The following is a 26,277-nucleotide window of genomic DNA, read 5'->3' on the forward strand; positions in this document are numbered from 1 at the left end:
TTCCTGAACGACCCTCTACGCCAGTTCTGCCGCGCACGCAGGCCGGACTCTGGCACGCTAAGCGCGTAATGCGTATGATGTAAACCGATGACAGACGCCGGAGATGCCTGACGTGTTAACTGCCTGCTGGCGCTATCTGCGCGCCTTTACGATTATCTATGCCGCGCTCTATGCCGGTATCGCGATCGCCGCCCTGCTTCCCTTTACTATTCCCGGCAGTATTATCGGTATGCTGCTGCTGTTTCTCCTGCTGGGACTGCAAATTCTGCCGGTCCGCTGGGTAAAGCCCGGCTGCCATCTGCTGATCCGCTATATGGCGCTGCTGTTTGTCCCGATAAGCGTCGGCGTCATCAGCTATACCGATGTACTTTCCGCGCAGTTTGGGCCGATCGTGGTCTCCTGCCTCACCAGTACGCTGATGGTGCTGGTGGTGGTAGGTTTTAGCGCTGAACGCCTGCAGCGTCCGAAACCGGAGCAGCCGCATGAGTGACGCCTGGTGGTCCCTGCCGCTGACGCTGGCTGCTTATTTTGTGGCGCGCCGACTGGCGGCAAAGCTCAAAATCTCGCTGATTAATCCGCTGCTGGTAGCTATGGCCATCATTATCCCGCTGCTGCTGCTCACGCATACCCCCTATACGCGCTATTTTGCCGGCAGCGCACTGCTGAATCAGCTGCTGCAACCGGCGGTCGTGGCCTTAGCGCTGCCGCTCTATGAGCAGATGCATCAGATCCGCGCACGCTGGAAAACCATCATCAGCGTCTGCTTTATTGGCAGCCTGACCGCCATGGTTTCTGGTACCGCGATGGCGCTGTGGCTGGGCGCCACACCGGAGATCGCCGCGACGCTCCTGCCCAAGTCAGTCACCACCCCGATTGCGATGGCGGTCTCTGCCTCACTGCACGGTATTCCGGCCATCAGCGCTATCTGCGTGCTGATCGCGGGCGTATTTGGTGCCGTATTCGGGCACATGCTGCTGAACCTCCTGCGCATTCGCAGCAAAGCATCGCGTGGCCTGGCGATTGGCAACGCGTCACACGCGCTGGGCACGGCGCGCGCGGCGGAACTCGACTATCAGGAAGGGGCGTTCAGTTCGCTGGCGCTGGTGATTTGCGGCATCATCACCTCTTTACTGGCGCCGTTTATCTTTCCGCTGCTGCTGGCATGGTTTGGCTGAAAGTTTGCGAGAGATCTCGCAAAGTTGAAACAACTCAATGAGCTTGCATTGTCATAGCGACATGGATCACATATAACTCAGCAGGCGGCGCACCGCCGCTGATGAGTTAATGAGGCCTGATACCATGCATCCACGATTCTCTTCCGCTTTCTCCGACCTGCCGTTGCCCCTGCAGCAGGCGCTGCAGCCGCTGCTGGACGCGCCCGATTTTCACGGCGTTCTCCGCCCCGATGAGCGGATAACGCTGCAGCAGGCGACCGGACTGGAAGAGGATGCGCTGGCGCTGGCGCTCCTGCCGCTTGCCGCCTGCTGCGCGGTTGCACCGCTCTCGCGCTTCAGCGTTGGCGCTATCGCGCGCGGCGTCAGCGGCCACTGGTATTTTGGGACGAATATGGAGTTTCGCGGTGCCACGATGCAGCAGACAGTGCACGCTGAGCAGAGCGCGATTACCCACGCCTGGCTGCGCGGTGAAACCGGGATCGAGGCGATTACGGTTAACTACACGCCGTGCGGCCACTGCCGTCAGTTTATGAATGAGCTGAACAGCGGCACGGCGATCCGCATCAGCCTGCCGGGCCGTGACGTGAACACGCTGGCCCACTACCTGCCCGATGCATTTGGTCCTGCCGACCTCAATATTACCGAACGGCTGATGACGCCGGTTGACCATGCCTTTGCTCCTGCCGGCGATGCGCTGCAGCAGGCGGCAATCCGGGCTGCCAGCCAGAGCCACGCGCCTTATAGCTTCAGCTACAGTGGCGTGGCACTGGAGAGCCACAGCGGCGCCATTTACAGCGGCCGCTATGCGGAGAATGCCGCCTTCAACCCGAGCCTGCCGCCGCTGCAGGCCGCGCTGATCCTGATGAATATGCATCATGAACCGCTGGAAACTATTCGCCGCGCGGCGCTGGCCGAGTCTGCAGAGGGTACGCTGACGCAGGCGGACGCCACGCGGGCGACGCTGGCCGCGCTCGGCTGCCGCGAGCTGACGATTACTTTAGTTTCAAAAACATCCGTTTAGTGATCCTTTTACCGCTTTTGTGACCTGCTGTTAACAAAAGCTGTACATCTGCCGGAATTTTCATAGGATCGGGCGCCAGACCTTCACAATAATCAGATCTGGCGTGACCTTTTCGTAGCGATACGTCAGCAAACACTGCAACCGGAGCAAACATTGCATGGAACTCGAGTACGAAAGTAAACGCCCGCTCTATATCCCCTATGCGGGTCCGATTCTGCTGGAATTTCCGCTGCTGAATAAAGGCAGCGCCTTCTCTCTGGAAGAGCGAAACGAATTTAATCTTAATGGCCTGCTGCCGGATGCGGTTGAGACCATTGAAGAGCAGGCGGAACGCGCCTGGCGTCAGTTCCTGGATTTCAAAAACAATAACGACAAGCACGTCTATCTGCGCAATATCCAGGATACCAACGAAACCCTGTTCTACCGCCTGCTGGATAATCATCTGGAAGAGATGATGCCGATTATCTACACCCCGACCGTGGGCGCGGCATGCGAGCACTTCTCCGAAATTTACCGTCGCGCGCGCGGCGTATTTATCTCCTACAACAATCGCGATCGCATCGAAGACATGCTGCAGAACGCCACCAAGCAGAATGTGAAGGTTATTGTGGTCACGGATGGCGAGCGCATTCTTGGCCTGGGCGACCTCGGCATCGGCGGCATGGGTATTCCGATTGGTAAACTGTCGCTCTATACCGCCTGCGGCGGCATCAGTCCGGCTTATACCCTGCCGGTGGTGCTGGATGTCGGAACCAATAACCCGCAGCTGCTCAACGACCCGCTCTATATGGGCTGGCGTCATCCGCGCATTAGCGGCGAAGAGTATGAGTCGTTTGTGAATGAATTTATTCAGGCGGTGAAACGTCGCTGGCCAAACGTCCTGCTGCAGTTCGAAGATTTTGCACAGAAAAACGCTATGCCGCTGCTGCAGCGCTATCGCGATGAAATCTGCTGCTTCAACGACGATATTCAGGGCACCGCAGCCGTTACCGTTGGTACCCTGATTGCCGCCAGCCGCGCCGCAGGCAGCCGCCTGTGCGAGCAGAAAGTGGTCTTCCTCGGCGCCGGTTCTGCAGGCTGTGGTATCGCTGAACAGATCGTTGCGCAGATGAAATCGGAAGGACTGAGCGATGATGAAGCGCGTTCGCGCGTCATGATGGTTGACCGCTTTGGTCTGCTCACCGATAAGCTGCCAAACCTGCTCGACTTCCAGAGCAGGCTGGTGCAGAAAAGTGACAATCTGAAAGCCTGGGACGTCACCAGCGACACGATTTCGCTGCTGGATGTGGTGCGCAACGCGCAGCCCGATATTCTGATCGGCGTATCGGGCCAGCCAGGCCTGTTTACCGAAGAGATCATTCGCGAGATGCACAAGCACTGCAAACGCCCTATCGTGATGCCGCTCTCTAACCCGACGTCACGCGTGGAAGCGACGCCGGCGGATATCATCGCCTGGACCGACGGTGCCGCGCTGGTTGCCACCGGCAGCCCGTTCTCACCGGTGACCTGGAAAGGCAAAACCTATCCGATTGCCCAGTGCAACAACTCCTATATCTTCCCGGGCATCGGACTCGGCGTGATTGCCGCGGGCGCAACGCGCGTGACCGATTCCATGCTGATGACCGCCAGCCGCGCGCTGGCTGACTGCTCGCCGCTGGTTAACGACGGCGAAGGTCCGGTCCTGCCGGAGATCAAAGATATTCAGGGCGTCTCTAAACTGATTGCGATGGAAGTGGGCAAAGCGGCACAGCTGGCTGGCGTTGCCGTGGTAACGTCGGAGGATGTGCTCTCTAAAGCGGTTCACAACAACTTCTGGCTGCCGCAGTATCGCCACTACCGCCGTACCTCTATCTGATCGCCTCAGCGCCGGATTTCGATCCGGCACTGCCGAAAAAAACATCAGCCAGCCGGGGTGAGCTTGCTTAGCCGCCCCGGCTCAAGTAGCCTTGAAGCACCCTGAATCCTGCCTGTTGAGTTGCCGCGCGCATGCTGAAACGCGTTTTCTTTGCTCTGATCATCATCATCTTAGCGATGGTGGCGACCGCGCTCGGCCTTGATCGCTGGATCAGCTGGAAAACCGCGCCGTTTATCTATGAAGATGTCGCCTCGCTGCCGCATCGTCAGGTTGGCGTGGTACTGGGCACCGCGAAATATTATCGTGCCGGCGTCATTAATCAGTATTACCTCTATCGCATGCAGGGCGCGCTCAACGCCTATAACAGCGGCAAAGTTAACTACCTGCTGCTGAGCGGCGACAACGCCCAGCAGAGCTATAACGAGCCCGCCACCATGCGACGCGATCTGATTAAAGCTGGCGTCGATCCAGCCGATATCGTGCTGGATTATGCCGGTTTTCGCACGCTCGACTCCATTGTGCGCACGCGCAAGGTGTTTGACACCAACGACTTCATTATTATCACCCAGCGCTTTCACTGCGAGCGGGCGCTCTACATTGCGCTGCACCTTGGCATTCAGGCACAGTGCTATGCCGTACCCTCGCCGAAAAATATGCTGTCGGTGCGCGCACGCGAAGTCGGTGCCCGGCTGGGCGCCATGGCCGATCTCTATCTGATGAAGCGCGAGCCGCGTTTTCTCGGACCGCTGGTGCCAATTCCGGCAGTGCATACGGTGCCGGAAGATGCGCAGAGCTATCCGGCGGTCACGCCTGAACAGCTGCTGGAGCTGGAAGAGAAGCTGCGTAAGTAGCCTTTGCTGCGGCCGGCAGCCATAAAAAAAGGCTGCGCCAGCGCAGCCTTTTTCCGTTACTTCACGCTTATTTCTTGCGCGAGTATTTCAGTGAATCCAGCGCCACGGCGAAGATAATGATGCCGCCCTTGATGATGTACTGCCAGTAAGGGTTCACGCCGATGTAAGTCAGGCCGTAGTTGATTACGGTAAAGATAATTACCCCGGTCACGACGCCTGCGACCGTACCCACACCGCCGGCGAAGGAGACGCCGCCCACCACGCAGGCGGCAATCGCATCCAGCTCATACATAAAGCCGAGGTTGTTGGTGGCGCTGCCAATACGGCCCGCTTCCAGCAGACCGCCAAACGCATAGAACACACCTGACAGGGCATAGACCAGAATCAGGTTGAACGGCACGTTAACGCCTGAAACTTTTGCCGCTTCCGGGTTACCGCCAATCGCAAAAATGTTTTTACCGAAGCGGGTTTTGTTCCACAGGATCCAGACAAACATGATAGCGATAATGGCGTAAAAGGTGATAAACGAGAGCTTGAAGTCACCAAAGCGCAGGAAACCCTGGGTAAAGGTGGAGAAGCCCGCGTCAAAGCCGGCGATCGGCGAGGCACCGACAAAATCGTAGTAGAGGGAGTTAATACCATACACGATGATCATCGTACCCAGCGTGGTAATAAACGGCGTTACCTTGAGGTATGCGATGATCACGCCGTTTACCAGGCCAATCACGCCGCCGATAATGCACACTACCAGAATAACCAGCGGAATCGGCATGGTTTCCAGATGCGGGAAAACCTTGTTCGCGTTATCCATCGACTGCAGCAGCGTCGCCGCCACTACCGCCGCCAGGCCAACCTGCCGCCCGGCGGAGAGGTCAGTACCCTGAGTCACAATCAGCCCGGCCACGCCCAGCGCGATAATAATACGCACCGACGATTGCGTCAGGATGTTACTCAGGTTCATTAAACTTAAAAACGTCGGATCCTGGAAAATAATAATCGCCAGCAGAACAAACAGGACGACGTAAATACCGCCCTCTTTTAACCAGGTTAGCGCATTCTTTTTAGTAGTCGCTTTCATTTTAAAGCCCTTGCTTCATTAAAGGTGTAATGACGCTAAACGCAGGATTTCATTCTGCGAGGTCGTTTTTGTATCGACAATACCGGCTACCTGACCGTTACTCATTACCAGAATACGATCGGTTATACCCAGCAGCTCTGGCATTTCTGAGGAGATAATAATAATGCCCTTCTCTTTTTTGGCCAGTTCTGAAATCAGCTGATAAATTTCAAATTTAGCCCCTACGTCAATACCGCGCGTAGGTTCATCAAGCATTAATATTTCCGGCTGGGTCAGCAGCCAGCGGCCAATAATGACCTTCTGCTGGTTACCGCCTGAAAGCGAGCCAATCTGCGTATGGTGACCTGGCGTTTTTACCCGCATCGAGTCAATAACCCACTGGGTATCGCTCTTCATACGCTTATTATCAAGCAGGCCGATACTGGATTTATATTTTTTAATATTGGAGATAAGCGAGTTAAAGCCGATATCGAGATAGGCGTAGATCCCGGTGGAGCGACGCTCTTCTGTCACCAGCGCAAAACCGTGGTTAATCGCTTCGTTTGCACTGTGGTTGTTGATCGCTTTGCCGTGCAGCCGGATAGTTCCGCCCGACTTCTCGCGAATGCCAAACAGCGTCTCAACGATATCGGTACGCTTGGCACCCACCAGCCCGGCGATACCGAGGATCTCCCCTTTATGCAGGTCAAATGAGATATCGCGAATCGAGGGCTGACGCAGTGAAGTGAGGTTGCGGACCTCCAGAATCACCTCGCCCGGCACGTTGCTCTTATCCGGGAAGCGCTGATTGAGCGAACGGCCCACCATCATGGCGATGATCTTATCCATATCCAGCCCTTCCAGCGACTGAGTGGCGATCCACTGTCCGTCGCGCAGAATGGTGATCTCGTCGCACAGCTGAAAGATTTCTTCCATCTTATGCGAGATATAGACAATACCGCAGCCGCGATCTTTTAGTTTACGAATAATAGTAAACAGGTGGTTAACTTCTTTTTCCGTCAGCGAAGAGGTCGGTTCATCCATAATGACAATTTTGGCGTCATAGGAGAACGCTTTGGCAATTTCAATCATCTGCATCTGCGATACAGAAAGATTCGCCACTTTATCGCGCGGATCGATATCAATATCGAGCTCATCAAAGATCGCTTTGGTATCGCGATACATTTTGTCCTGATCGACAAATGGCCCTTTACGCGGGTAGCGACCCAGCCACATATTATCCATCACGCTGCGCTGCAGCACGAGGTTTAATTCCTGATGCACCATTGAGACGCCATTTTCCAGCGCTTCTTTGGAGCTTTTATAGTCAATCTCCTGGCCCTGAAAAAGAATACTCCCCGTATCTTTTTTATAGATGCCAAATAAGCACTTTAATAATGTCGATTTTCCGGCGCCGTTTTCACCCATTAAGGCATGGACGGAGTGCGGCCGCACTTTCAAATTCACATTATCTAAGGCTTTCACCCCTGGAAATGATTTCGAGACATTCGTCATCTCCAGCAGATATTCACGCTGTGTGGTCGGATTCTCACTGGCCATAATTTACCTGGCTAAAAAAAGCGTATGCAGATGCAATAAGGCGCGGCAAATTGCCGCGCCCGGAATAGATTACTTCGCAAACTGAGAGAGGTTCTCTTTATCTACGGCGACATAAGGCACGCGAACCACTTTATCTTCCATCTTGAAGTTAGTGCCCGCGGTTGGCTCTTTGCCATCTGCCAGGTTCTTCGCGATATCCAGCGTGGCTTTCGCCTGGTTTTCCGCATCGTTCAGCACGGTACCCGCCATCGCACCCGATTTCACCAGCGCCAGCGCTTCTGGCAGCGCATCGACACCAAACACCGGAATGCTTGATTTGTTGTGTGCTTTCAGCGCTTCAACCGCGCCCATTGCCATTGCATCGTTGTTGGCAATAATCACTTCAATTTTGTTAGCGTTCGGACCGGAGAGCCACGCATCGACTTTATCTTTCGCCTGAGCGGTATCCCACATTGCGGTATCCATCGCCAGCTGCTGCGTCTTGATGCCATCTTTGTTCAGAGTGTCGATAACATATTTGGTACGCGCTTCAGCATCCGGATGGCCTGGCTCGCCTTTCAGCAGGACAAACTGAATCTGTCCATCTTTGTTCAGATCCCAGGCTGGCGTCGATTTCCAGTGCTTCTCAATCAGCTCGCCCTGTTTGATACCTGACTCTTTTGAGTCTGTACCGACATAATAGGCTTTCGGATAGCTGGCCAGCACTTTGGCGTTCGGCTCTTTGTTGAAGAACACAATCGGTACGTCATTGGCTTTTGCTTTGTCGATGACTACCGCTGCCGCTGCCGGATCTACCAGGTTAATTGCCAGCGCTTTCACGCCCTTGGCCATCAGCACGTCAATCTGATCGTTCTGTTTGGACTGGTCATTCTGCGAGTCATTCATCAGCAGCTGAATGCCGCCCAGCGTTTTCGCCTCTTTCTCGATATCCTTACGCACCATTGACATGAAGTTGTCATCATATTTGTAAATGGTCACGCCAATGCGGGTATCGGCGGCGTGTGCAGTTGCACCAAACATCATGCTGGCAACCAGTGCTGTGAGCGTGAAAACCTTCTTATTCATGGTATCTCCGGTTTTAATTATGCAGGGTATTTCATTGCGCCCTGCTGCCTGCGGGCAGCGAACGCAGTCGGTTGAAACGCTATCATTCTGGAGCAGGCGCAGGCATTGGCCGGACCGCTCTCCCTATCCTGACTTCCCTGTACGTAACCGCTTCCTGAAGAGTGTTGTGAACCATTTCAATCGGCTACTGAAACCTGTCCGGAGAGGCGTGACCCGGCGTTTCATGATGTTTCAGTCCGGTAAGACGCTGCCATCATAGTGAGCGGTCTGGTAATTAACTGTGAATGTAATCACATATTGGAAACGGTTACATGGCGCTATCGCCTGGATTAGTGATCGACTCCACAATTTGTCGCTGGGCCACTGAGTGACGCCGCACCAGCGTAGGCATGAAGCAGTGCGATGCCTGAGGATCCAGCTCACCGGCTGCGCCTTTCAGCGCCAGCTCTGTTGCCAGTTTTGCCATAGAAACAATGGGATAGCGTACGGTTGTCAGCTGGGGATCGGTGTAACGGGAAATAGGAATGTCATCAAAACCGATGACAGAAAAATGCTGCGGCACCTGAATGCCGTTATCTTTCAGCGCCGTCAGGGCGCCAGCCGCCATGCCATCGTTATAGGAAAACACGGCGGTCAGATGCAAATTGCGCCCGAGCAGCTCCACCATCGCGGCTTCACCGCCCTGCATATCGGGTTCAGCATGGGCGATCCACGCCTCTGCCGGCTGGATACCCTGCTCTGACAGCGCCTGCAGCCAGCCATCGCGGCGCTGAGCCACATCTTCAATCGGGTGGCTGGAGCTGAGATAGCCGATACGCTGATGCCCCTGCTGCAGCAGCATGCGGGTGGCAACCTGCGCACCGGTTACATTGTCGAGACAGACGCAGCGATGCTCGTAGCCGCGGATCACCCGGTTAACCAGCACCATTCCCGGCACCTGATCCATAAACTGCGTGAGTTCAGCGTCTGAAAGCGTTTTCGCATGTACCACCAGCGCATTGCAGCGCTGACGGATCAGCACCTCAATGGCGTGCCGCTCTTTATCTTCCTGATGCCAGGAATTACTGATGAGAACATGCTTATGCACCCGCTGCGCCACGGTATCCACCGCTTTCACCAGCGCGCCAAAAAAGGGATCGGAGACATCCATGACAACGACACCAATCGTGTCGCTGACCTGGGTGGCGAGCGCCTGTGCGTTGGCGTTCGGACGATAGCCCAGCGATTCCACCGCCTGCAGCACGGCGTCGCGGGTATCAGAGGTGACGGCACTGCTGTTATTGAGCACGCGCGACACGGTGGCAACAGAAACTCCCGCCAGTCGGGCGACATCACGAATCGTTATCATGCAGCGGTTCCACAAAGGCTGAAAGACGCGACGGGCGCGTAATAGCGCTATAGTGTCAGGCCGCAGACTTCAGCTACGTGAAACAGCTCACATCCATGAAAACGGTTACATTGCTTTATGCGATCTTTGTGATGCAGGTCATTATCTGACAGGCGGCACTGCGGTGCCGGTTGCAGAGAGACGCTGCGTCAGCCAGCGCCACAGCCACTCCAGCGGCCCCTGACGAAAATAGCGCAGCCAGAGCGCTGAGAAGAGAAGATTGACTACCCAGATAGCGGGCACCAGCGCCAGCAGCTGTAACCGGTTAAAGTGCAGGAAGAGATCAAACCGGTAGAAAAGCGTGGTACAGATTAGCGTCTGTAACAGATAGTTGCTCAGCGCCATGCGCCCCACTCCCTGAATCAGGTTGCATAGCCGGTTACGCGCGAGCGCAGGCCAGAAGCCGAGACAGAGCGCCGCATAGCCGAGGCTGATAAAAGGCGAGGCGAGATCGCGCGGCACCTGCAGATAAAAGCTGGTCCAGCGCTGCGCCCACTGCAGCTGCCACTGCGCAACGATACCCGGCACCGCGATTAGCCAGCCGGTCGTCAGCAGCAGCAGTGCGGCGCGCCGGTAGTGCTGCAGGCTGAACTCACCGGTCAGCCAGCCGCAGCGCAGCAGCGCGGCACCTATCAGCATCAGCCCCGCCAGCTGCCAGCCATACTGGGATGCCAGCGCCATCAGGCCCGATGCGAGCAGATCGAGCCGGTTGCGTACCGCTTCCCAGCCGCCCACCAGCTTCCAGTAACTTTCATACTCCAGCACAGCGGCACCTGGCTGCCAGCCGCTGCTGCTCTGATTGCCGGAGATCGCTCCGAAGATAAGCAGCACCGCACAGCCGACCAGATAGAGCAGCACGCCGGTCTGAAACAGCGCACGCTCAGAGGGCACTTCACGCAGCAGACGCCAGATAATCAGGCCGATAAGCCCGTAGTCGAGGAGAATATCCCCTTCCCAGAAGAAGACGCCATGGATAAACCCGAGCAGCACCAGCAGCGTCAGGCGCGTGCTGATCCAGCGCTTACCGCGGGGGATCTGCAGCGCCAGTCCGGCGCCAAACAGCAGTGCGAACAGCGTGAGGAATTTCAGCTGCGCCAGCCCGTCCAGTATCGCCCAGGTCCAGGCATCCTGCGGCGTAACGCTGCCCTGCCAGGCGGGATTAAGATAGGCGGCTGACGGCAGGCCAAAGCCGGTAATATTGAGCAGCAAAATGCCCAGAACCGCGCATCCGCGAATAAAATCCAGCGCCTGGTAGCGTTGCATTGCGGCCCTCAGCCATCAAAAAAGGCGGCACCGGGGCCGCCTGGGGATCAGATATGACGTACCGCGCGCAGGAACTCCTGACGCGTATTCTGGCTCGATTTAAACAGCCCGCCCAGCGACGTGGTCGTGGTTGCGCTGGTCGCATCTTTCACGCCGCGCGCTTTTACGCAGTAATGAACTGCATCAATCGACACCGCCACGTTAGTCGTCCCAAGCAGCGTCTGCAGCGCGACCAGCACCTGCTGCGTCAGCCGCTCCTGCACCTGCGGGCGCTGGGCGAAAAACTGCACGATGCGGTTGATTTTCGACAGGCCAATCACTTTGTCTTTGGGAATGTAGGCCACCGTCGCCTTGCCATCGATGATCACAAAATGGTGTTCGCAGGTGCTGGTCAGCGTGATGTCACGCACCGTCACCATCTCGTCCACTTTCATTTTGTTTTCGATAACGGTGATTTTCGGGAAGTTGGCGTAATCGAGACCTGAGAAAATCTCATCCACATACATTTTTGCGATGCGATGCGGCGTCTCCATCAGGCTGTCATCTTCCAGGTCCAGATTCAGCAACTGCATGATTTGCGTCATGTGACCGGCAATTTCACGCTTGCGCGTTTCGCTATCCATTTCGCGCACCGGGGCGCGTAACGGCGTTTCCAGACCGCGCGCCAGCAGCGCTTCATGAACCAGGGCGGCTTCCTGACTTAAGGTGCTCATCGTTCTCATTCTCCGGCAGGTGATGCGCCCGCGGAACATAGCCCGCGGGGGAAATTCTGAGCGCGTATTGTGAAACACAACGCAGGCTTAATCCAGTAATCAATCTGATTGGCAATCAGCACGTGCGCGTGCGCGGCACCAAAAGGCGCAAAAAAGCGGCTGTTGCTGTCGCTATCACTACACTTATCAGCAGCGCGCCTGGCTAAACTGCAAAAGCGGCAATAACGCACTTGCCAGCCGCCGGCGGGCAGTTTAGACTCACAAAATATGAATAACATTGCACTTGTTGTTTACGGGATGAGAAGATGGATTTAGTTCAGCTGCGAATGTTCTGTTGTGTAGCCGATACCGGTTCTCTGGCGCGAGCCGCTGAACAGCTGCATCGCGTGCCCTCTAATCTCACTACGCGCCTGCGCCAGCTGGAAGAGGAGATCGGGGTTGACCTGTTTATCCGCGAGAAGCAGCGCATGCGTCTGTCACCGATGGGGCATAATTTTCTCAACTACGCCCGCCGTATTCTGGCGCTGAGCGATGAAGCGCTGAATATCGCCCGCGCCGGTGAGCCAGGCGGCAATTTTGCTTTTGGTTCAATGGAGAGCACGGCAGCTACCCGCCTGCCGGCGCTGCTGGCCGCCTATCATCAGCGCTACCCGGCGGTGGCGCTCTCCCTGGTGACCGGCACATCGGGCGATATCATCGACAAAGTGCGCGCCGGCACGCTGGCGGCGGCGCTGGTTGATGGTCCGGCTCCCTATGATGACCTGAACGGCTGTATCGCCTTCAGCGAAGAGATGGTGCTGATCTCCAGCCCTGAACATCCGCCGATCCTCAGCGCACGCGATACCCAGCAGGATACGCTGTTTGCCTTTGGCAACAGCTGCTCCTACCGCACCCGGCTGGAGAGCTGGTACCGCGACAGCCAGAGCGCACCGCGCAACGTCATGGAGATCCAGTCCTATCACGCGATGGTTGCCTGCGTGGCGGGCGGCGGCGGCGTGGCAATGCTGCCCGCCTCCGTGCTGGCGCAGATGCCGGCGCGCGAGCGGGTACAGGAGCACGCGCTGCCGCCGCTCTATCGCGATACCGCTACCTGGCTGATGTGGCGACGCGATGCGTTTACGCCGAACGTCGAGGCGCTGAAATACCTGATTATCGATATGTTTGATGACCGGCCACAGCACGACGGCCTGCTGCATCCGCTGCCGGACAGCGAGCAGACGCTGCTGAAATAAGTAATGACCACCAGGGCCACTGGCCCGCATCTACCGCAAGAGGGATTGCATGAACATGATTAAAACCCGTGCCGCCGTTGCCTGGGCACCTGGCGAGCCGCTGAAAATCGAAGAAGTGGATTTGATGCCGCCGCAGAAAGGCGAAGTGTTAGTACGCATCGTTGCTACCGGCGTTTGCCATACCGACGCCTATACGCTCTCCGGCAAAGATCCGGAAGGCGTTTTCCCGGCCATTCTCGGTCATGAAGGTGGCGGCGTGGTGGAAGCGGTGGGCGAAGACGTTACCAGCGTCGCCGTGGGCGATCACGTTATCCCGCTCTACACTCCGGAGTGCGGCAAATGTAAGTTCTGTCTCTCCGGCAAAACCAACCTCTGCCAGGCGATCCGCGCCACCCAGGGCAAGGGACTGATGCCGGATGGCACTACGCGCTTCTTTAAAGATGGCCAGCCTATTTTCCACTATATGGGCACCTCTACTTTTTCCGAGTACACCGTTGTACCGGAAATCTCGCTGGCGAAAATCAGTAAAGAAGCTCCGCTGGAAGAGGTGTGCCTGCTGGGCTGCGGCGTGACCACCGGCATGGGCGCGGTGATGAATACCGCTAAAGTTAAAGCGGGCGATACCGTGGCAATTTTTGGTCTCGGCGGTATTGGCCTCTCGGCGATCATCGGTGCGCAGATGGCAAAAGCGGGCCGCATTATCGCTATCGATATCAATACCAGCAAATTTGATTTGGCCCGCAAGCTGGGTGCCACCGACCTGATCAACCCGAAAGATTACGATAAGCCTATTCAGGATGTCATCGTTGAGCTGACCGATGGCGGCGTCGATTTCTCATTTGAGTGTATCGGTAACGTCAACGTCATGCGTTCGGCGCTGGAGTGCTGTCATAAAGGCTGGGGTGAGTCGGTCATCATCGGCGTGGCCGGTGCCGGTGAAGAGATCTCCACCCGCCCGTTCCAGCTGGTCACGGGCCGCGTCTGGCGGGGTTCCGCGTTTGGCGGCGTGAAAGGCCGCAGCCAGCTGCCGGGTATCGTGCAGGATTATCTGGATGGCAAGTTTGCGCTGAACGATTTCATCACCCATACCATGGCGCTGGATGAGATCAACGACGCCTTTGATCTGATGCACGAAGGGAAATCGATTCGCTCTGTGGTGCACTTCAACAAATAACCGGAGGCGTTATGGCATCCACGCTGGAACTGCTGGAAGAACACCGCATCTTTAGCGGCTGGCAACAACGCTGGCGACATCAGTCATCGGTGCTGAACTGCCCGATGACGTTCAGCATTTTTTTACCGCCGCCCAAAGCTGATACGCCGCCGCCTGCGGTCTGGTTTCTCGCCGGACTGACCTGCAGCGACGAAAATTTCACCACCAAAGCGGGCGCGCAGCGCGTGGCCGCAGAGCTGGGTCTGGTGCTGATTATGCCGGACACCAGCCCGCGCGGGGACGCGGTGGCTAACGATGAGAGTTACGATCTCGGCCAGGGCGCCGGCTTCTATCTCAACGCAACGCAGCAGCCGTGGGCGGCGCACTATCGTATGTTTGACTACCTCAGCGAGGAGCTGCCGGCGCTGCTGGCGGATAACTTCAAGCTGAGCGATCGGCAGTCGATTATGGGCCACTCAATGGGAGGACACGGTGCGCTGGTACTGGCACTGCGCCTCGGCGGACGCTTTGCTTCCGCTTCAGCCTTTGCACCGATTGTGAATCCCTGCGACGTCCCCTGGGGACAAAAGGCGTTTACTGCCTATCTCGGCGACGACCGCCAGGCGTGGCGGGAATGGGACAGTTGCCTGCTGATGCAGGAGGCGGAGCAGCGTCTGCCGCTGCTGATCGATCAGGGCGACGGCGATCAGTTTCTCGCGGACCAGCTGCGTCCGGAGCGCCTTGAGGCGATTGCGCGCGAACAGGGATTCCCGCTGGAGCTGCGCATTCAGCCGGGTTACGACCACAGCTACTTCTTTATCGCCACTTTTGTGGAAGATCACCTGCGCTTTCACGCGAAACATCTGCTGGTATAGTCCTTTGCCAGCCGCGGGCTTCTCAGCCCGGGCTGGCTATCAGCTGCCCCTTCCGCTTATCTCTGACCGGTTCACTGCGATTAGACCTTCCCGGCAGGCGTCGCACCATTACTGATAGGTAATTGTAAAGGTGGCGGTGGCATTTGCTGTACCGGGCGTAATATCACTTCCGGTCTGATAATAGCGCGCCTGCAGCGGGATACTGAACGTTCCGGCTGTGTCCGCACTGCCGGTGTTAATTGGCTTTTGCAGCGTTAACGGTACATTGTTGTAGAGCAGCTGAATGCCCACTCCTGTTGCACTGCCAGTTCCGCCGGTCAGATTGAGTACGCCATTTGCCGCATCCTGAACGCTGCCATCGATCTGCACGTTTACCCGCGTACCTGCATTGCAGTTCAGCGGAATGGTCAGCGTGCGGGTAAAACTGTCGCCCGGTCCCGTGCCCGCGCCCCTGAAGGCCCGCTTCTGCACCGTACCCATTGTGACCGAAAGCGCGCTATTGGTTACCGAACAGGCCACCGTCGTTACCGTCAATGCACCGAGGTTGATATATGCCTCCGGCCACATCCAGGCTGACTGATTGTTGCGCAGGATAAATGAGCCAATCAGCTGCGCGCCGACGCTACCGCTGCCGGTGGTTTGCGCCGTCTTATAGAACTGCACCAGCGCCTGCCCCGTCATCGGCTGACTGGCCAGCAGGCCACTGCTTTTGCAGAGCTGCTGAACGTTCGGTCCCCAGACACTATCCACCCACCCTGACGTGCCGGCACAGTTATTCCCGGACAGCCCGCCGAATGCGTAGCCAATGCCTGCAATACCGGTACTGTAGATATTGCGTCCGTCAATAATCGTGACATTTTTGCCATGACTCTTGATGCCAAACTCCTGATAGGTCAGCGCCGGCGCAGGCGTATCTGAACAGCTAAATCTTCCCGCCATATCTGAGGTCAGCACGCTCCCGATCATGGCGCCAACCGGTAGATCTCTCTGTACCACCAGCGTTGGCGGCGTGATAACGCTTGTCGCTGTCGCAACGGAACAGTTCCAGGCGTAAGCCGTTTGCACCGTAAAGGCACCGGGCAGAGCCAGAATAGTAAGCAGCAGAATTTTTCGCATGGTTAATCCTTTACCGGCATTGCAGGCTAATAAGTTGTATAACCGGCTTGTCGCCGGGAAGGACGTAATCGGCCTGACATCCGTCATGCTGCCAGACCACCTTTACCGTGCCGCGCGACGGCACGCCGCTCAGATAAACCTGATGACGATCGTCTACGATACCTGATGATGTCTGGCTGCCGCTGGTTACCGTGGCCGACGCGCCATAAGGAATAGTTTTTTCTGAATTCAGCGTCAGCATTATTTTCTGCCCCGCCGCTGTCGGGAAATCTGCCAGAACCAGCGCGCCCTGTCCTGGCACAACACGACGGGTATCTGCAGTAAGATCGATGTCGTCGGCCAGCGTGCCGGAATCTAGTTTGATGATGTTTCGCTGGTAGGGAGAGAGATAGGGCACCACGGCATAACCCCGGCTATCGGTATAAACACCAGTGCTATTTTCTACCTTCACATTTGCCGCTTTGTCTGCCCTTACCAGCGCCATCGTATCGCCTAAGGGCTGCGATAGAGTAAGGCCCCAGGGGTGAACCAGGATCCCCCCCATGACGCCATAATTAAGCTGTCGCGTCTGGCGGGTTACGTTATAGCCCGCCAGATATTCACCGGAAGAACCTTTATAGTCGAGGGTTGCGCTGCCCGACCCGCCGGTTCCCCGGCTGGCATAACCCTGCTGAATGTTATAGCTAAGCGTGTTATCCGCCAGCGCCACGCCCGCAACACCGGCTGATGCCATCAATCCACTACTGTTTGTCTGGCTGGCTGAGACGTTAAGCCAGCTTTTCGGCATGAAGCGTTCAAACGGAATCTGAACGGCCAGCGAAAACACGTTATTCTGCTGGCTTAGCCAGGGCGAGGACGAACGCATGTAGTTAAGCGTATAGCTCACCGCATTGTGGCTGATGCTGTAGCCGAGATTAAACGTATTTTCCCGGCCGCTTATGCCCCAGTATTGTTGCTGATAAGCAGACAGATAGAGACTGCCAAAATCGCCCAGCCTCTGATTGATGTTTAGCTCGGCCCGGCTGCGTTTATTGTGGCGATTGCGCCACTCCGTCCAGACGCGTTGCGCCTGCTTTGAACCAATCAGCTCATCATTGCTGGCATTAAGCGGGGGCGTATTGTAATAGCCATTTGCCTCATTAAAATCCATATAGCCGGATGTTGAGTAGCGATAGCCGGCCAGATTAAACGTGGTTCCGCTGGCGGTAAAATCTTTGGCATACTGAAAACGGAACGATGCCCCCTGTTTTTCGATCTCACCTGACTGCGCATGCGCCCAGGTTCCGTCTATCGAGACCGAACCCAGATAACCCAGCCCTTTAGCCGATCCCAGACTACTGCTCATATAATCGCCGGACAGGATTATTCCGCCGTAGAGCGTGCTGGCATTCGTCAGACCATAGCTCCCGGTTGTCTGCAAAAAGAGTGGTTCGTACCGGGCGGCATTATCAGCGGCAACCACCCGATACTTACCCGCCGTCAGTGCATATTTAGCCTGACCTTCACGCAGCATCAGCGGCACTGCTGAGAATGCCTGAACATACTGACGCACTGTGCCATCTGCTTCGCGAATTGAGACGCTGAGATCGCCGCCTGAGGAGACAGGATAGAGATCGGTAATTGCAAAAGGTCCTGGTGGAACATAAGCCTGATAGATGATGTTTCCATCCTGGCGAATGGTAACGCGCGCATTACTCTGCGCGATGCCGCGAATGACCGGGGCAAATCCACGGCGGCTTTCCGGCAGCATATTGTCATCAGAGTAGAGCTGCACGCCGCGAAAAGCGACGCTATCGAACACGCCTGCCGGGCTATAGCTGTCGCCCGCCACAAACTGCGCGTTAAGTGATTTAACGTCATGCTGCAGGTAAGTATTGATGCTGTTCCACTGGCGCGAGCGCCCGTTATCAGACCAGGATGAATAGTTTCTGAGACGCCATGCTCCCAGGTTTACGCCACTGCGCAGATTCAGATAATTATTCTGAACCGTTCCCTGACGAGCGTCGCTGCGGCTGCTGGCACCGCTGTAGGCGTAATTCACAAAGGCAGCAGGCAGCCCGTCATCCCACTCTTCAGGGGAGATCGCTCCCTGCACACTCTGCTGCATAAACGCCTGAGGAATGCTGATATCCAGACGCCGCTGAGCAAAGTCATAGCTAAGCTGGCCGTCGGGCAGGACGCGATCGATCGGCTGGCGGAGTGATCCCTTGCTCATCGCTGAAAATGCCGGTGTCGCCTGGCTGCGCACGCCCCAGGAAAGCAGATCTTCTTTAGTGATCTCCGGGATAAGTCCACGCTCACCCAGCGTGAAATTTAGTATTCTTTCAGCCATATAGCGGCTGTTCAGATAGATTTCCGTCCGATATCGTCCGGGGATCTGACCGCCGGGCTGTTCCAGTGCCGAGAGGTCGATAGCACTCACCTGCCCGCGCAGCTCGAGCGCGGCAGGATCAAAATAATCTGTTGCAGATCCGGGAGGGCTCATCAGCGCTGCCAGCATGAAGCCTGTCATCGCTGACGCCGACCGGCCTGACTGGCGGGTAAAAAGCGTCGTCCGCATTGATGGTCAGGCCTTAATCAGATTTTTGCAGTTCTGACGTCGGTAATACCGCCGTAATCATTAATCGCCCGCCAGGATAGCGTGCCTGCGGTTCCCGGCGGAAAATCGATAGCCTGCTCTGATAATGGACTGAGCACAGGCAGCGATTTCAGCTTAGCGTTGCCCATTTTCAGTTCATAAAAGGAGATATAAAACGGCGTGGGATTAGAAGCGTAAATACGGTCGCCCTGACGACGAAAAGTGATTTTTTCAAACGCTGTCGCCGCATCGCCTGGTAACCCTGCCGGCCGGTAAAAGAGTTTGAAGACGCTTTTTACGGTGATTAACAGGCGATTGGTCTCCTCTTTCGGCGTGCCCGGCACGGACTTAATGCTCAGCCAGTACAGAGATTCCCGATCGGCAGGCAGCGCCGCGCCGGTATAGACAATGCGGACAGAATTTTGCGTATGCGGCTTCAGCCGGAACAGGGGCGGCGTGGCAATAAACGTGTTGTCACTGTGACGTTGTGTAGGATCTTTATCTACCCATGCCTGAATCAGGTAGGGATAATCATCCGGATTACTGATGCTCAGCGCAGCCTGCCGCGCATTCCCCTCATAAATGAGCCGTGAACCCCCTATCTCAACCCCTGCCAGACTCATCAGTGGATTGATCAGCACTATCAATAGAATACAAAAACGAATCATGAAGTCTTCCCTGAAGAGAAGGAGCCGCAAGCGGCTCGCATTATCAGTTATAGGCAACGGTAAACGTGGCAGCAGCATTCGCCGTACCTGCGCCAACGGTGGCAGCAGTTGACACATATTTGGCGATGAAATTAAGGGCATTGGTGCCGGTAGAAGAGAGCGTGACAGGCGCAGATGCCTGCCCGACAGGAATCAGCGTGGTGCTGTTCTGTTCATAGATACCGATACCAACGCCGGTAGCCACGCCGGTTCCGGACGTCAGGCCGAGCAGGCTTGAGTTGCCGCTCGCCAGCGGACCGTCAAAGCGGATGCTGGCTGACGTCACCGCTGTCGGACAGCTGGTAAGGTTAATGGTAAAACGCGTTGCCGAGGCCTGCGTACCGGCCGCGCCAAAAGAGCTGGCGGCTACAGTGCCCAGATTGACGGTCTGCGTAGCAGAGCTGGTATTAACGGTGCAGGCTGTATCGCGGATACTCCCGGTGAAATTTATTGTGCCATCGGCAGCAAATACGGCCGGGCACATGCCGGCAGCCGCCAGCACAGCAATAAGTGTCGTTTTTTTCATAATTATACCTCGTCTCAAGATAACCGAATGCTGCCGAAAAACAGCTATCGCCCTAACTATCAATCCCTGACCAGGGAAGCCAGAGAGTAGAGTTACGAGCTAACCCGGTAAACCTGAAAAAAAAGCAGCGGAATAAATTGAAATAAAAAAATGACATAACGGCAGAGACAGAATTTATATCTGCTTCAGCCCGTTCAGAGCACGTTTATGTAAAATTAAAAACCAGGTAATAAGATTATTTAAATCATCCTATTTTATTATATTCCTATATGTATCCAGGCATACTGATCGGTATTGAGAAAAATCCTAACTCGCATTTCGAATAAACAGCTAACCAGGATAGCAAAATACGTTTTCTTTAATGATTCAGTTAAGAAACAATGATCGGTTTACCTGTGTAATAATAATCACCGTTGATCATTTACATTAGCTATTATGAATTAAAAATTTGAATCACAAAAGCAGATGGGTCTATCATGACAACTATCATTGCATATTATTGATCAAAAACAATTAGTTATAATCATAGTTCGGCATTATCGCCGAAATGCAACGCTTTTAGTATCGTGCCTTGCTTGCTAAGAAAGAATGCTTGCTAAATGCGATCTTTTATTCAGCTCTTTGCGTTCAGGGGAAGTCACCTGTCCAGATCAGGTGTTTTTTTTTGGGTCTAATCATTAACATTTACAAAGCCAGGAGGATTACTTACTCTTTCTGCATTACCAGTGTTACCGCAATGCAGAAAGGAAGAGCAACTAATCTTTGAAATTCTCGGCGGCATAAAGGACAAAAGAAAAATAATACGCCATATATTTATGATACATCGCATTATAAGACTCCAGAATGTGTATGCGGCCTGATTTCGGATCGTAATCCACCAGGGAATTTTCTTTCGCTTCTAATATGATGTTACGAAGATGCGAACGTGATACGCCGCAGCGCTTCGCCAGGCTGATGATGGTTAATGCCTCACCGCAGTCTTGTGCGGTAGTTCCGTGAAGATATAGATGAGTCATAATCATATGACCGGAGTCTTTGTTGATAAAAATATCAGCTTTGTCAGCAATATTAATAAGATGGATATCGTGATGAAATATGTCATAGTATCTTTTAAAGAAGCTTTGCATATTCTCTACTGAGAAGTTATTGACTTTGAAATCCGTTATACCCATTTCATCTAATGGAATAGCCACCGTCTTTGTTAACGACATCGCTGACTTCAATCCCCGGTCAGTAATTGAAAAATGCGTTTTTCTCTTATCAATAGTGTCTTTTCTGGTGGATATATAGCTACCCGTTTTTAACAGTAATAGCAGAGAAGAGACAGTATTAGGACTGATCATATTGGTTCTGATGCACTGATACTTTATATCATTCAGGCAAGGCTTCTCTTTTTTAAAGAAGACACATGTGATAATCACGGATGCAAGAAATCTGTTATTTTTGAAAATGTATTTATAGAAAATCTTATTGGATGCGAACTCTTTACAGATCATATTTGCATGCGTCATCAAAGCCGCATGAAAATTTTCGCTTTGCATTATTTTGCTATAGCAATTTTCGATATCTCTGACTGTAGTTGCTTTTACACCTGTTTTCATAAGAATTCCCGATCCTATGGCCCTGGGAATTATATGCTACGGCTAAAAGCAAAAGAATGGAAATAAAATCAACCATACTGTTAACGGGGTGTAATATGGATGTTAATTTAATTCAAAAAGAAAACTACTTTCTGGAGAGGGGATTTAGCGAACTTTATCTGCAAGAGCGCTTTCTTTTTCATTTTAGTAAAGCATCGGTTTTCCTGCTTAACAAAGCATCACTAAAAGATTTCATCTGCTTTTGCGAAGAGAATGAGCGGGCTGATGAAATCATCTTACTGCTGGTGTCCAGAGATATGATGCCTTTAGCTATCAGCCTGGCTTACCGCTCCAGCAAAATCATTATATTTGACAATGGTAAGATCTACTCTGCCGCTATGGGCAATCTGTATAAATGCAGCAGCAATAAAAAAATCATTACGCCAAGGGAATTTGAAGCATTAAAGACAACGCTGCTAACGAAAACCAGGAAGCTTGACTGGAGCTGCAGCATTAAAACGTTTTATTCTCAGCGACATTCAGCGCTTAAAAAGCTTAATATTGATAAGCTCTCATCGATATTTTGAAATGAAAAAATCGTGCAGGTTAAGTCCCTCTCACGCCATGCTGGCATATCTCTGGCCTTAAGAGGTCATGCCCCCTGCATGGCCTCATAGCCATTCATAGTGAACCTGTCGCTTAACTGCAGGGCTGAAAGGGCGAAAGGGCCTGACAGGTGTCGATACCGGTGAAGGAGACAGGCTGGCCGATCGAGCAGTGGGCAGGCAAGCCATCACACTATAGATTTGGCATTGCAGATATAGCTACATCAGCGACTCTGCCACCAGCCCGTCAATCATTACCTGCGGCATGCCCTGCGAGCAGTGCTCAATCCGGCCGCGCACGCCATACACCTGCGCCAGCGTCTGCGGCGTAATCACCTCTGCAGGTATGCCATCCGCCAGACGCCGGCCCTGCTTCAGCATTAGCGCGTGGTCAGCATGCCGCAGCGCAATATTGATATCGTGCACCACCACCACCGTGACCATATTGCGCAGCCGGGTTTCGCGTCGTACCAGATCCATCACGTGAAACTGATAGTTGAGATCCAGCGCGCTCAGCGGTTCATCCAGCAGCAGCAGCTCCGGCCGGCGGATCAGCGACTGCGCCAGACCTACCAGCTGTTTCTGCCCGCCTGAGAGCTGATCGAGGTAGCGCATCGCCAGATGAGCGATACCCAGCTGCTCAAGCAGCGCCATAATTTCTGCTTCGCTGTCCGCACTATGGAGGCCGCCCGAGGCGCGCTGCGCCACGATAATCGATTCCAGTACGTGCAGATGAACCCCGGCCGGCAGCGTCTGCGGCAGGTAGACCACCCGCTTTGCTCGCTGCGTGAAGGGCTGCGCCATTAAATCAACGCCGTTCAGCCAGAGTGCGCCCTCGCCTTTACCCAGGCCCGCCAGCGCGCGCAGCAGCGTGGATTTACCGCAGCCGTTCGGGCCAAGCAGCACGGTGATTTTGCCGCGCGGCAGCGTGGCAACGTCCAGATTGTCGATCACCTGACGCTTAGGGTAACCGGCGCTGAACTGCTCAATACGTAAGCCTGAATCCATTACACGCTCCCCCGGTGACGCAGAATAATACTCAGAAAGAAGGGAACGCCGACCAGCGAGGTCACGATCCCCACCGGAATAATCACGCCCGGGATCAGGTTTTTCGACGCAACCGAGGCCAGCGACAGCACCAATGCGCCCACCAGCGCGCTGGCGGGCAGATAGTAACGATGATCTTCGCCAAACATCATGCGGGCGATATGCGGGGCGACGAGGCCGATAAAGCCAATCGGGCCGACAAAGGCTACTGCCAGCGCCGAGAGAATGCTGATGCGTAACAGCGTTGCCAGTCGCAGACGGCGCACGTCGATACCAAAACTAATGGCGCGATCTTCCCCCAGCCGCAGCGCGGTCAGCTTCCAGCTGCTGAGCATGGAAAACGGTACCAGCAGCGCAAACGCAGCGCTCAGCACGCCCAGCTTCTCCCACGATGCGCGCGCCAGGCTACCCATGGTCCAGAACACCAGTCCCTGCAGCGTATCTTCGCTGGCGATAAACTGCATCATGGAAACCAGGGCGTTGAAGGTAAATACCAGCGCAATACCAAACAGCACCACGCCGGAGGTCGAGACTTTGCTCCAGCGCGTAATGCCATCCAGCATCAGCGCGGCAAACAGCGCAAACACGAAGGCGTTAGCGGAGATAAACCACTGATCGGAGAGGCCGGGAAAACCGACGCCGAGGATAATTGCCAGCGCGGCACCAAAGGCTGCAGCGGAAGAGACGCCCAGCGTAAAAGGACTCGCCAGCGGGTTGTTCAGAATGGTTTGCATCTCGGCACCCGCCAGTCCCAGCGCCAGCCCGACAACCACCGCCATCAGCGCATAGGGCAGACGGATATCCCAGACGATGACGCGGGTACCGGCATCCATCGCGGCCGGATGCAGCAAGGTCTGCCCGAGCGTTTCCAGCGTAAGCCCGGCCGGACCGAGGGTGAAATCGAGAATAACCGAGGCGAGAATAGCAACAACCAGTGCGCCAGTCAGCAGCAGTCGCTGACGCAGCACCTGACGATAACGTGTCAGGGTGTCAGCTTCAGGGGGGTGTTCCGCTATCAGCACGGAATCCGTCGTACGCATGAGTCTACCTGTATAGCCGTAATCATAACGGCTGACACAATAGAGCAGGTGATAATAATTATCAATTATATCTCTGTAACAAAGCTCAAACCGGCAGGGATGCATCAATATGCCAGGAACACATAAATGCGTAGGGGCGGCATTGATGCCGCCCTGGTCCGGGTGAATCGCATGAAATCAGGGACGCATAAATGCGTCCCCTGCATATCGTGCAATCACAGGGGCGGCATTAATGCCGCCCTGGGTTGGGTGAATCGCCTGAAACCAGGGGCGCAAAAATGCGCCCCCTACGTCTGGATTGGAATGCCGCCACGCCAGGTTTTACTGTTTAAAAACCGGGAACTCCATCTCGCTATATTTCACTACGCGGCTGCCGCGCGTCAGCCGGTAGCCCATCCAGATAATCAGAAATAGCGGGATACCGATATAAGTTGCCGCCACGCCGTACCAGTCGATGGTGTCGGCGAGGAACGCCTGGTAGTTCTGCCCCAGCGTAATAATCAGGCAGAGCACAAAGGCGAAGACAGGGCCCAGTGGGAAAAAGCCGGAGCGGTAAGGTAAATCGGCCAGATCGCGCCCCTGCGCTTCATAGCCGCGACGGAAACGATAGTGGCTGATGGCAATGCCCAGCCAGGCGATAAAACCGGTCATACCTGAGGTATTAAGCAGCCACAGGTAAACTTCCTGATTACCAAACTTTGACGTCAGGAAGCAGAGACCCGCTACCACGGTGGTCGCAATCAGCGCATTGCGCGGCACGCCGCCTCTGGAGAGTTTTGCAAAGATGCGCGGCGCTTTGCCCTCACGGGCGAGATTAAACAGCATGCGCGTTGAGGCGTACATACCGGAGTTACCCGCTGAAAGCACCGACGTCAGGATGACTGCGTTCATGATCGCCGCCGCTGAGAGCAGACCGGCATTCTGGAACACCAGCGTAAACGGGCTGACGCTGATATCGGTCACGTCATTATGCAGCAACTGCGGATCGGTATAGGGCAGGATCAGGCTGATGATCAGAATCGCAAACACATAAAACAGCAGAATACGCCAGAAAACCTGCCGCACCGCGCGCGGAATATTTTTGGCCGGATCTTCCGATTCACCGGCGGCGATGCCGATAAGCTCGGTGCCCTGAAAAGAGAAGCCGACAATCATCGCCACGCCGATCATTGCAGAAAACCCGCCGGCAAAAGGCGCATCGCCCACGGTCCAGTTGTGCCAGCCTGCATGTTCCGCACCGCGCATAATGCCGGTGATCATCAGAATCCCCACCACGATAAAAATAACGACGGTGACGACTTTAATCAGCGAGAACCAGTACTCTGTTTCGCCAAAACCTTTAACCGAGATAAAGTTAATCAGGAACATCAGGCAGAGAAAAGTGGCGCTCCAGATCCAGCCTGGCGTATCGGGGAACCAGTAGTTCATCACCAGCTGCGAGGCGACCAGATCAACAGCAATGGTCACCGCCCAGTTGTACCAGTAGTTCCAGCCCAGCGCGAAGCCAAAGCCCTCTTCAACATATTTTGCGCCATAGGTGGCAAAAGAGCCGGAAACCGGCATAAAGGCAGCCAGTTCGCCGAGGCTGGTCATCAGAAAGTAGACCATCAGCCCAATCAGGGCATAGGAGAGCAGCGCGCCGCCGGGTCCGGCCTGTGAAATGGTGGCGCCGGAAGCGACAAACAGGCCGGTACCAATGGAGCCGCCGATGGCGATCATAGTGAGGTGGCGCGCTTTTAATTCACGGCGCAGCCCAGGTTGTTGTGTTGTTTTTGAGTCATTATGCATGTGTAAACGCTATGCCGGATAAAAATAAGGCGCGATTGTAGCAGCTAACCCTGCGCTGTATAGCATTCACCTCGGGTTATTAG

The 26,277-nt window shown here is 54.9% G+C and carries 23 protein-coding genes; 9 read left to right on the forward strand and 14 right to left on the reverse strand.

Going from position 1 to position 26,277, the window contains the following annotated elements:
* Positions 1-103 precede the first annotated feature (103 nt).
* From B4056_RS13070 to sanA, 5 genes are all read left to right on the forward strand, one after another.
* Positions 104-490, forward strand: a complete 387-nt coding sequence (locus B4056_RS13070; RefSeq protein ID WP_094111870.1) for a CidA/LrgA family protein — start codon at positions 104-106, stop codon at positions 488-490.
* A complete protein-coding gene (locus B4056_RS13075) occupies positions 483-1,175 on the forward strand; it encodes a CidB/LrgB family autolysis modulator (RefSeq protein WP_113655360.1) in 693 nt (230 codons plus the stop codon). Before B4056_RS13070 ends, B4056_RS13075 begins: the two co-directional genes overlap by 8 nt.
* A 124-nt stretch (positions 1,176-1,299) precedes the next feature.
* Positions 1,300-2,196 (forward strand): cytidine deaminase, encoded by an 897-nt coding sequence (cdd, locus tag B4056_RS13080; protein ID WP_288654947.1) that lies wholly within the window; start codon positions 1,300-1,302, stop codon positions 2,194-2,196.
* Between the two features lie 157 nt (positions 2,197-2,353).
* Positions 2,354-4,051, forward strand: coding sequence for an NAD-dependent malic enzyme (locus B4056_RS13085; protein WP_039385428.1), 1,698 nt, complete (start codon positions 2,354-2,356; stop codon positions 4,049-4,051).
* A gap of 131 nt (positions 4,052-4,182) precedes the next feature.
* Entirely contained in the window at positions 4,183-4,902 is a 720-nt protein-coding gene (gene sanA / locus B4056_RS13090; protein WP_094111868.1) for an outer membrane permeability protein SanA, read from the forward strand.
* Positions 4,903-4,969: 67 nt separating this feature from the next.
* On the opposite strand, the gene mglC is transcribed toward sanA, so the two are convergent.
* From mglC to folE, 6 genes are all read right to left on the reverse strand, one after another.
* Complete coding sequence (gene mglC, locus B4056_RS13095) at positions 4,970-5,980, reverse strand: galactose/methyl galactoside ABC transporter permease MglC (protein WP_288654949.1); 1,011 nt, start codon at positions 5,978-5,980, stop codon at positions 4,970-4,972.
* Between the two features lie 18 nt (positions 5,981-5,998).
* A complete protein-coding gene (gene mglA / locus B4056_RS13100; protein ID WP_071668024.1) occupies positions 5,999-7,519 on the reverse strand; it encodes a galactose/methyl galactoside ABC transporter ATP-binding protein MglA in 1,521 nt (506 codons plus the stop codon).
* Positions 7,520-7,588: 69 nt separating this feature from the next.
* Positions 7,589-8,584 (reverse strand): galactose/glucose ABC transporter substrate-binding protein MglB, encoded by a 996-nt coding sequence (mglB, locus tag B4056_RS13105; RefSeq protein WP_071668025.1) that lies wholly within the window; start codon positions 8,582-8,584, stop codon positions 7,589-7,591.
* A gap of 307 nt (positions 8,585-8,891) precedes the next feature.
* Positions 8,892-9,932: an HTH-type transcriptional regulator GalS gene (gene galS, locus B4056_RS13110; protein WP_039385437.1), complete on the reverse strand. Its 1,041-nt coding sequence runs from the start codon at positions 9,930-9,932 to the stop codon at positions 8,892-8,894.
* A gap of 141 nt (positions 9,933-10,073) precedes the next feature.
* On the reverse strand, positions 10,074-11,234 hold the full coding sequence (gene yeiB / locus B4056_RS13115; protein WP_288654952.1) for a DUF418 domain-containing protein YeiB: 1,161 nt from the start codon (positions 11,232-11,234) through the stop codon (positions 10,074-10,076).
* A gap of 47 nt (positions 11,235-11,281) precedes the next feature.
* On the reverse strand, positions 11,282-11,947 hold the full coding sequence (gene folE, locus B4056_RS13120) for a GTP cyclohydrolase I FolE (RefSeq protein ID WP_039385439.1): 666 nt from the start codon (positions 11,945-11,947) through the stop codon (positions 11,282-11,284).
* A gap of 305 nt (positions 11,948-12,252) precedes the next feature.
* Between folE and ptrR the strand changes: the two genes are divergently transcribed.
* From ptrR to fghA, 3 genes are read left to right on the forward strand one after another with little or no spacing between them, the layout of a single operon-like run.
* The gene (ptrR, locus tag B4056_RS13125; protein WP_039385440.1) at positions 12,253-13,179 is read left to right on the forward strand and encodes a putrescine utilization regulator PtrR; all 927 of its coding nucleotides are present in this window, start codon (positions 12,253-12,255) and stop codon (positions 13,177-13,179) included.
* 49 nt (positions 13,180-13,228) lie between these two features.
* Positions 13,229-14,353 (forward strand): S-(hydroxymethyl)glutathione dehydrogenase/class III alcohol dehydrogenase, encoded by a 1,125-nt coding sequence (locus tag B4056_RS13130; protein WP_288654955.1) that lies wholly within the window; start codon positions 13,229-13,231, stop codon positions 14,351-14,353.
* An 11-nt stretch (positions 14,354-14,364) separates the two neighbouring features.
* Positions 14,365-15,207, forward strand: a complete 843-nt coding sequence (gene fghA, locus B4056_RS13135) for an S-formylglutathione hydrolase (protein WP_094111865.1) — start codon at positions 14,365-14,367, stop codon at positions 15,205-15,207.
* Between the two features lie 108 nt (positions 15,208-15,315).
* On the opposite strand, the gene B4056_RS13140 is transcribed toward fghA, so the two are convergent.
* The 5 genes from B4056_RS13140 to B4056_RS13160 form a co-directional block, all read right to left on the reverse strand.
* Positions 15,316-16,323 carry a fimbrial protein gene (locus B4056_RS13140; RefSeq protein ID WP_288654958.1) on the reverse strand — a complete coding sequence of 336 codons (1,008 nt, stop codon included), beginning with the start codon at positions 16,321-16,323 and terminating at the stop codon, positions 15,316-15,318.
* A gap of 10 nt (positions 16,324-16,333) precedes the next feature.
* Entirely contained in the window at positions 16,334-18,808 is a 2,475-nt protein-coding gene (locus tag B4056_RS13145; RefSeq protein WP_288654960.1) for a fimbria/pilus outer membrane usher protein, read from the reverse strand.
* A 92-nt stretch (positions 18,809-18,900) separates the two neighbouring features.
* A complete protein-coding gene (locus tag B4056_RS13150) occupies positions 18,901-19,569 on the reverse strand; it encodes a fimbrial biogenesis chaperone (protein WP_288654962.1) in 669 nt (222 codons plus the stop codon).
* Positions 19,570-19,612: 43 nt separating this feature from the next.
* Positions 19,613-20,134, reverse strand: a complete 522-nt coding sequence (locus tag B4056_RS13155) for a fimbrial protein (protein ID WP_039385450.1) — start codon at positions 20,132-20,134, stop codon at positions 19,613-19,615.
* Between the two features lie 755 nt (positions 20,135-20,889).
* A complete protein-coding gene (locus B4056_RS13160) occupies positions 20,890-21,735 on the reverse strand; it encodes a hypothetical protein (protein ID WP_113655364.1) in 846 nt (281 codons plus the stop codon).
* 95 nt (positions 21,736-21,830) lie between these two features.
* Here B4056_RS13160 and B4056_RS13165 point away from each other — a divergent pair, with 95 nt between their 5' ends.
* Complete coding sequence (locus tag B4056_RS13165) at positions 21,831-22,301, forward strand: hypothetical protein (RefSeq protein WP_113655365.1); 471 nt, start codon at positions 21,831-21,833, stop codon at positions 22,299-22,301.
* A 237-nt stretch (positions 22,302-22,538) separates the two neighbouring features.
* Here B4056_RS13165 and B4056_RS13170 read toward each other — a convergent pair whose 3' ends face one another.
* The 3 genes from B4056_RS13170 to B4056_RS13180 form a co-directional block, all read right to left on the reverse strand.
* On the reverse strand, positions 22,539-23,327 hold the full coding sequence (locus tag B4056_RS13170) for an ABC transporter ATP-binding protein (RefSeq protein WP_094111860.1): 789 nt from the start codon (positions 23,325-23,327) through the stop codon (positions 22,539-22,541).
* The gene (locus B4056_RS13175) at positions 23,327-24,406 is read right to left on the reverse strand and encodes a FecCD family ABC transporter permease (protein WP_094111859.1); all 1,080 of its coding nucleotides are present in this window, start codon (positions 24,404-24,406) and stop codon (positions 23,327-23,329) included. Before B4056_RS13175 ends, B4056_RS13170 begins: the two co-directional genes overlap by 1 nt.
* 321 nt (positions 24,407-24,727) lie before the next feature.
* The gene (locus B4056_RS13180; RefSeq protein ID WP_094111858.1) at positions 24,728-26,194 is read right to left on the reverse strand and encodes an amino acid permease; all 1,467 of its coding nucleotides are present in this window, start codon (positions 26,192-26,194) and stop codon (positions 24,728-24,730) included.
* Between the last annotated feature and the right edge of the window lie 83 nt (positions 26,195-26,277).

This window comes from Pantoea sp. UBA7232 (genome assembly GCF_002473195.1).
GTDB lineage: Bacteria > Pseudomonadota > Gammaproteobacteria > Enterobacterales > Enterobacteriaceae > Pantoea > Pantoea eucrina.

What these genes read in the sequence shown, in the direction of transcription:
- B4056_RS13070 (WP_094111870.1), top strand. Translation starts at nt 104, where the DNA reads ATGCCTGACGTGTTAACTGCCTGCTGGCGCTATCTGCGCGCCTTTACG.
- B4056_RS13075 (WP_113655360.1), top strand. Translation starts at nt 483, where the DNA reads ATGAGTGACGCCTGGTGGTCCCTGCCGCTGACGCTGGCTGCTTATTTT.
- cdd (WP_288654947.1), top strand. Translation starts at nt 1,300, where the DNA reads ATGCATCCACGATTCTCTTCCGCTTTCTCCGACCTGCCGTTGCCCCTG.
- B4056_RS13085 (WP_039385428.1), top strand. Translation starts at nt 2,354, where the DNA reads ATGGAACTCGAGTACGAAAGTAAACGCCCGCTCTATATCCCCTATGCG.
- sanA (WP_094111868.1), top strand. Translation starts at nt 4,183, where the DNA reads ATGCTGAAACGCGTTTTCTTTGCTCTGATCATCATCATCTTAGCGATG.
- mglC (WP_288654949.1), bottom strand. Translation starts at nt 5,980, where the DNA reads ATGAAAGCGACTACTAAAAAGAATGCGCTAACCTGGTTAAAAGAGGGC.
- mglA (WP_071668024.1), bottom strand. Translation starts at nt 7,519, where the DNA reads ATGGCCAGTGAGAATCCGACCACACAGCGTGAATATCTGCTGGAGATG.
- mglB (WP_071668025.1), bottom strand. Translation starts at nt 8,584, where the DNA reads ATGAATAAGAAGGTTTTCACGCTCACAGCACTGGTTGCCAGCATGATG.
- galS (WP_039385437.1), bottom strand. Translation starts at nt 9,932, where the DNA reads ATGATAACGATTCGTGATGTCGCCCGACTGGCGGGAGTTTCTGTTGCC.
- yeiB (WP_288654952.1), bottom strand. Translation starts at nt 11,234, where the DNA reads ATGCAACGCTACCAGGCGCTGGATTTTATTCGCGGATGCGCGGTTCTG.
- folE (WP_039385439.1), bottom strand. Translation starts at nt 11,947, where the DNA reads ATGAGCACCTTAAGTCAGGAAGCCGCCCTGGTTCATGAAGCGCTGCTG.
- ptrR (WP_039385440.1), top strand. Translation starts at nt 12,253, where the DNA reads ATGGATTTAGTTCAGCTGCGAATGTTCTGTTGTGTAGCCGATACCGGT.
- B4056_RS13130 (WP_288654955.1), top strand. Translation starts at nt 13,229, where the DNA reads ATGAACATGATTAAAACCCGTGCCGCCGTTGCCTGGGCACCTGGCGAG.
- fghA (WP_094111865.1), top strand. Translation starts at nt 14,365, where the DNA reads ATGGCATCCACGCTGGAACTGCTGGAAGAACACCGCATCTTTAGCGGC.
- B4056_RS13140 (WP_288654958.1), bottom strand. Translation starts at nt 16,323, where the DNA reads ATGCGAAAAATTCTGCTGCTTACTATTCTGGCTCTGCCCGGTGCCTTT.
- B4056_RS13145 (WP_288654960.1), bottom strand. Translation starts at nt 18,808, where the DNA reads ATGAGCCCTCCCGGATCTGCAACAGATTATTTTGATCCTGCCGCGCTC.
- B4056_RS13150 (WP_288654962.1), bottom strand. Translation starts at nt 19,569, where the DNA reads ATGATTCGTTTTTGTATTCTATTGATAGTGCTGATCAATCCACTGATG.
- B4056_RS13155 (WP_039385450.1), bottom strand. Translation starts at nt 20,134, where the DNA reads ATGAAAAAAACGACACTTATTGCTGTGCTGGCGGCTGCCGGCATGTGC.
- B4056_RS13160 (WP_113655364.1), bottom strand. Translation starts at nt 21,735, where the DNA reads ATGAAAACAGGTGTAAAAGCAACTACAGTCAGAGATATCGAAAATTGC.
- B4056_RS13165 (WP_113655365.1), top strand. Translation starts at nt 21,831, where the DNA reads ATGGATGTTAATTTAATTCAAAAAGAAAACTACTTTCTGGAGAGGGGA.
- B4056_RS13170 (WP_094111860.1), bottom strand. Translation starts at nt 23,327, where the DNA reads ATGGATTCAGGCTTACGTATTGAGCAGTTCAGCGCCGGTTACCCTAAG.
- B4056_RS13175 (WP_094111859.1), bottom strand. Translation starts at nt 24,406, where the DNA reads ATGCGTACGACGGATTCCGTGCTGATAGCGGAACACCCCCCTGAAGCT.
- B4056_RS13180 (WP_094111858.1), bottom strand. Translation starts at nt 26,194, where the DNA reads ATGCATAATGACTCAAAAACAACACAACAACCTGGGCTGCGCCGTGAA.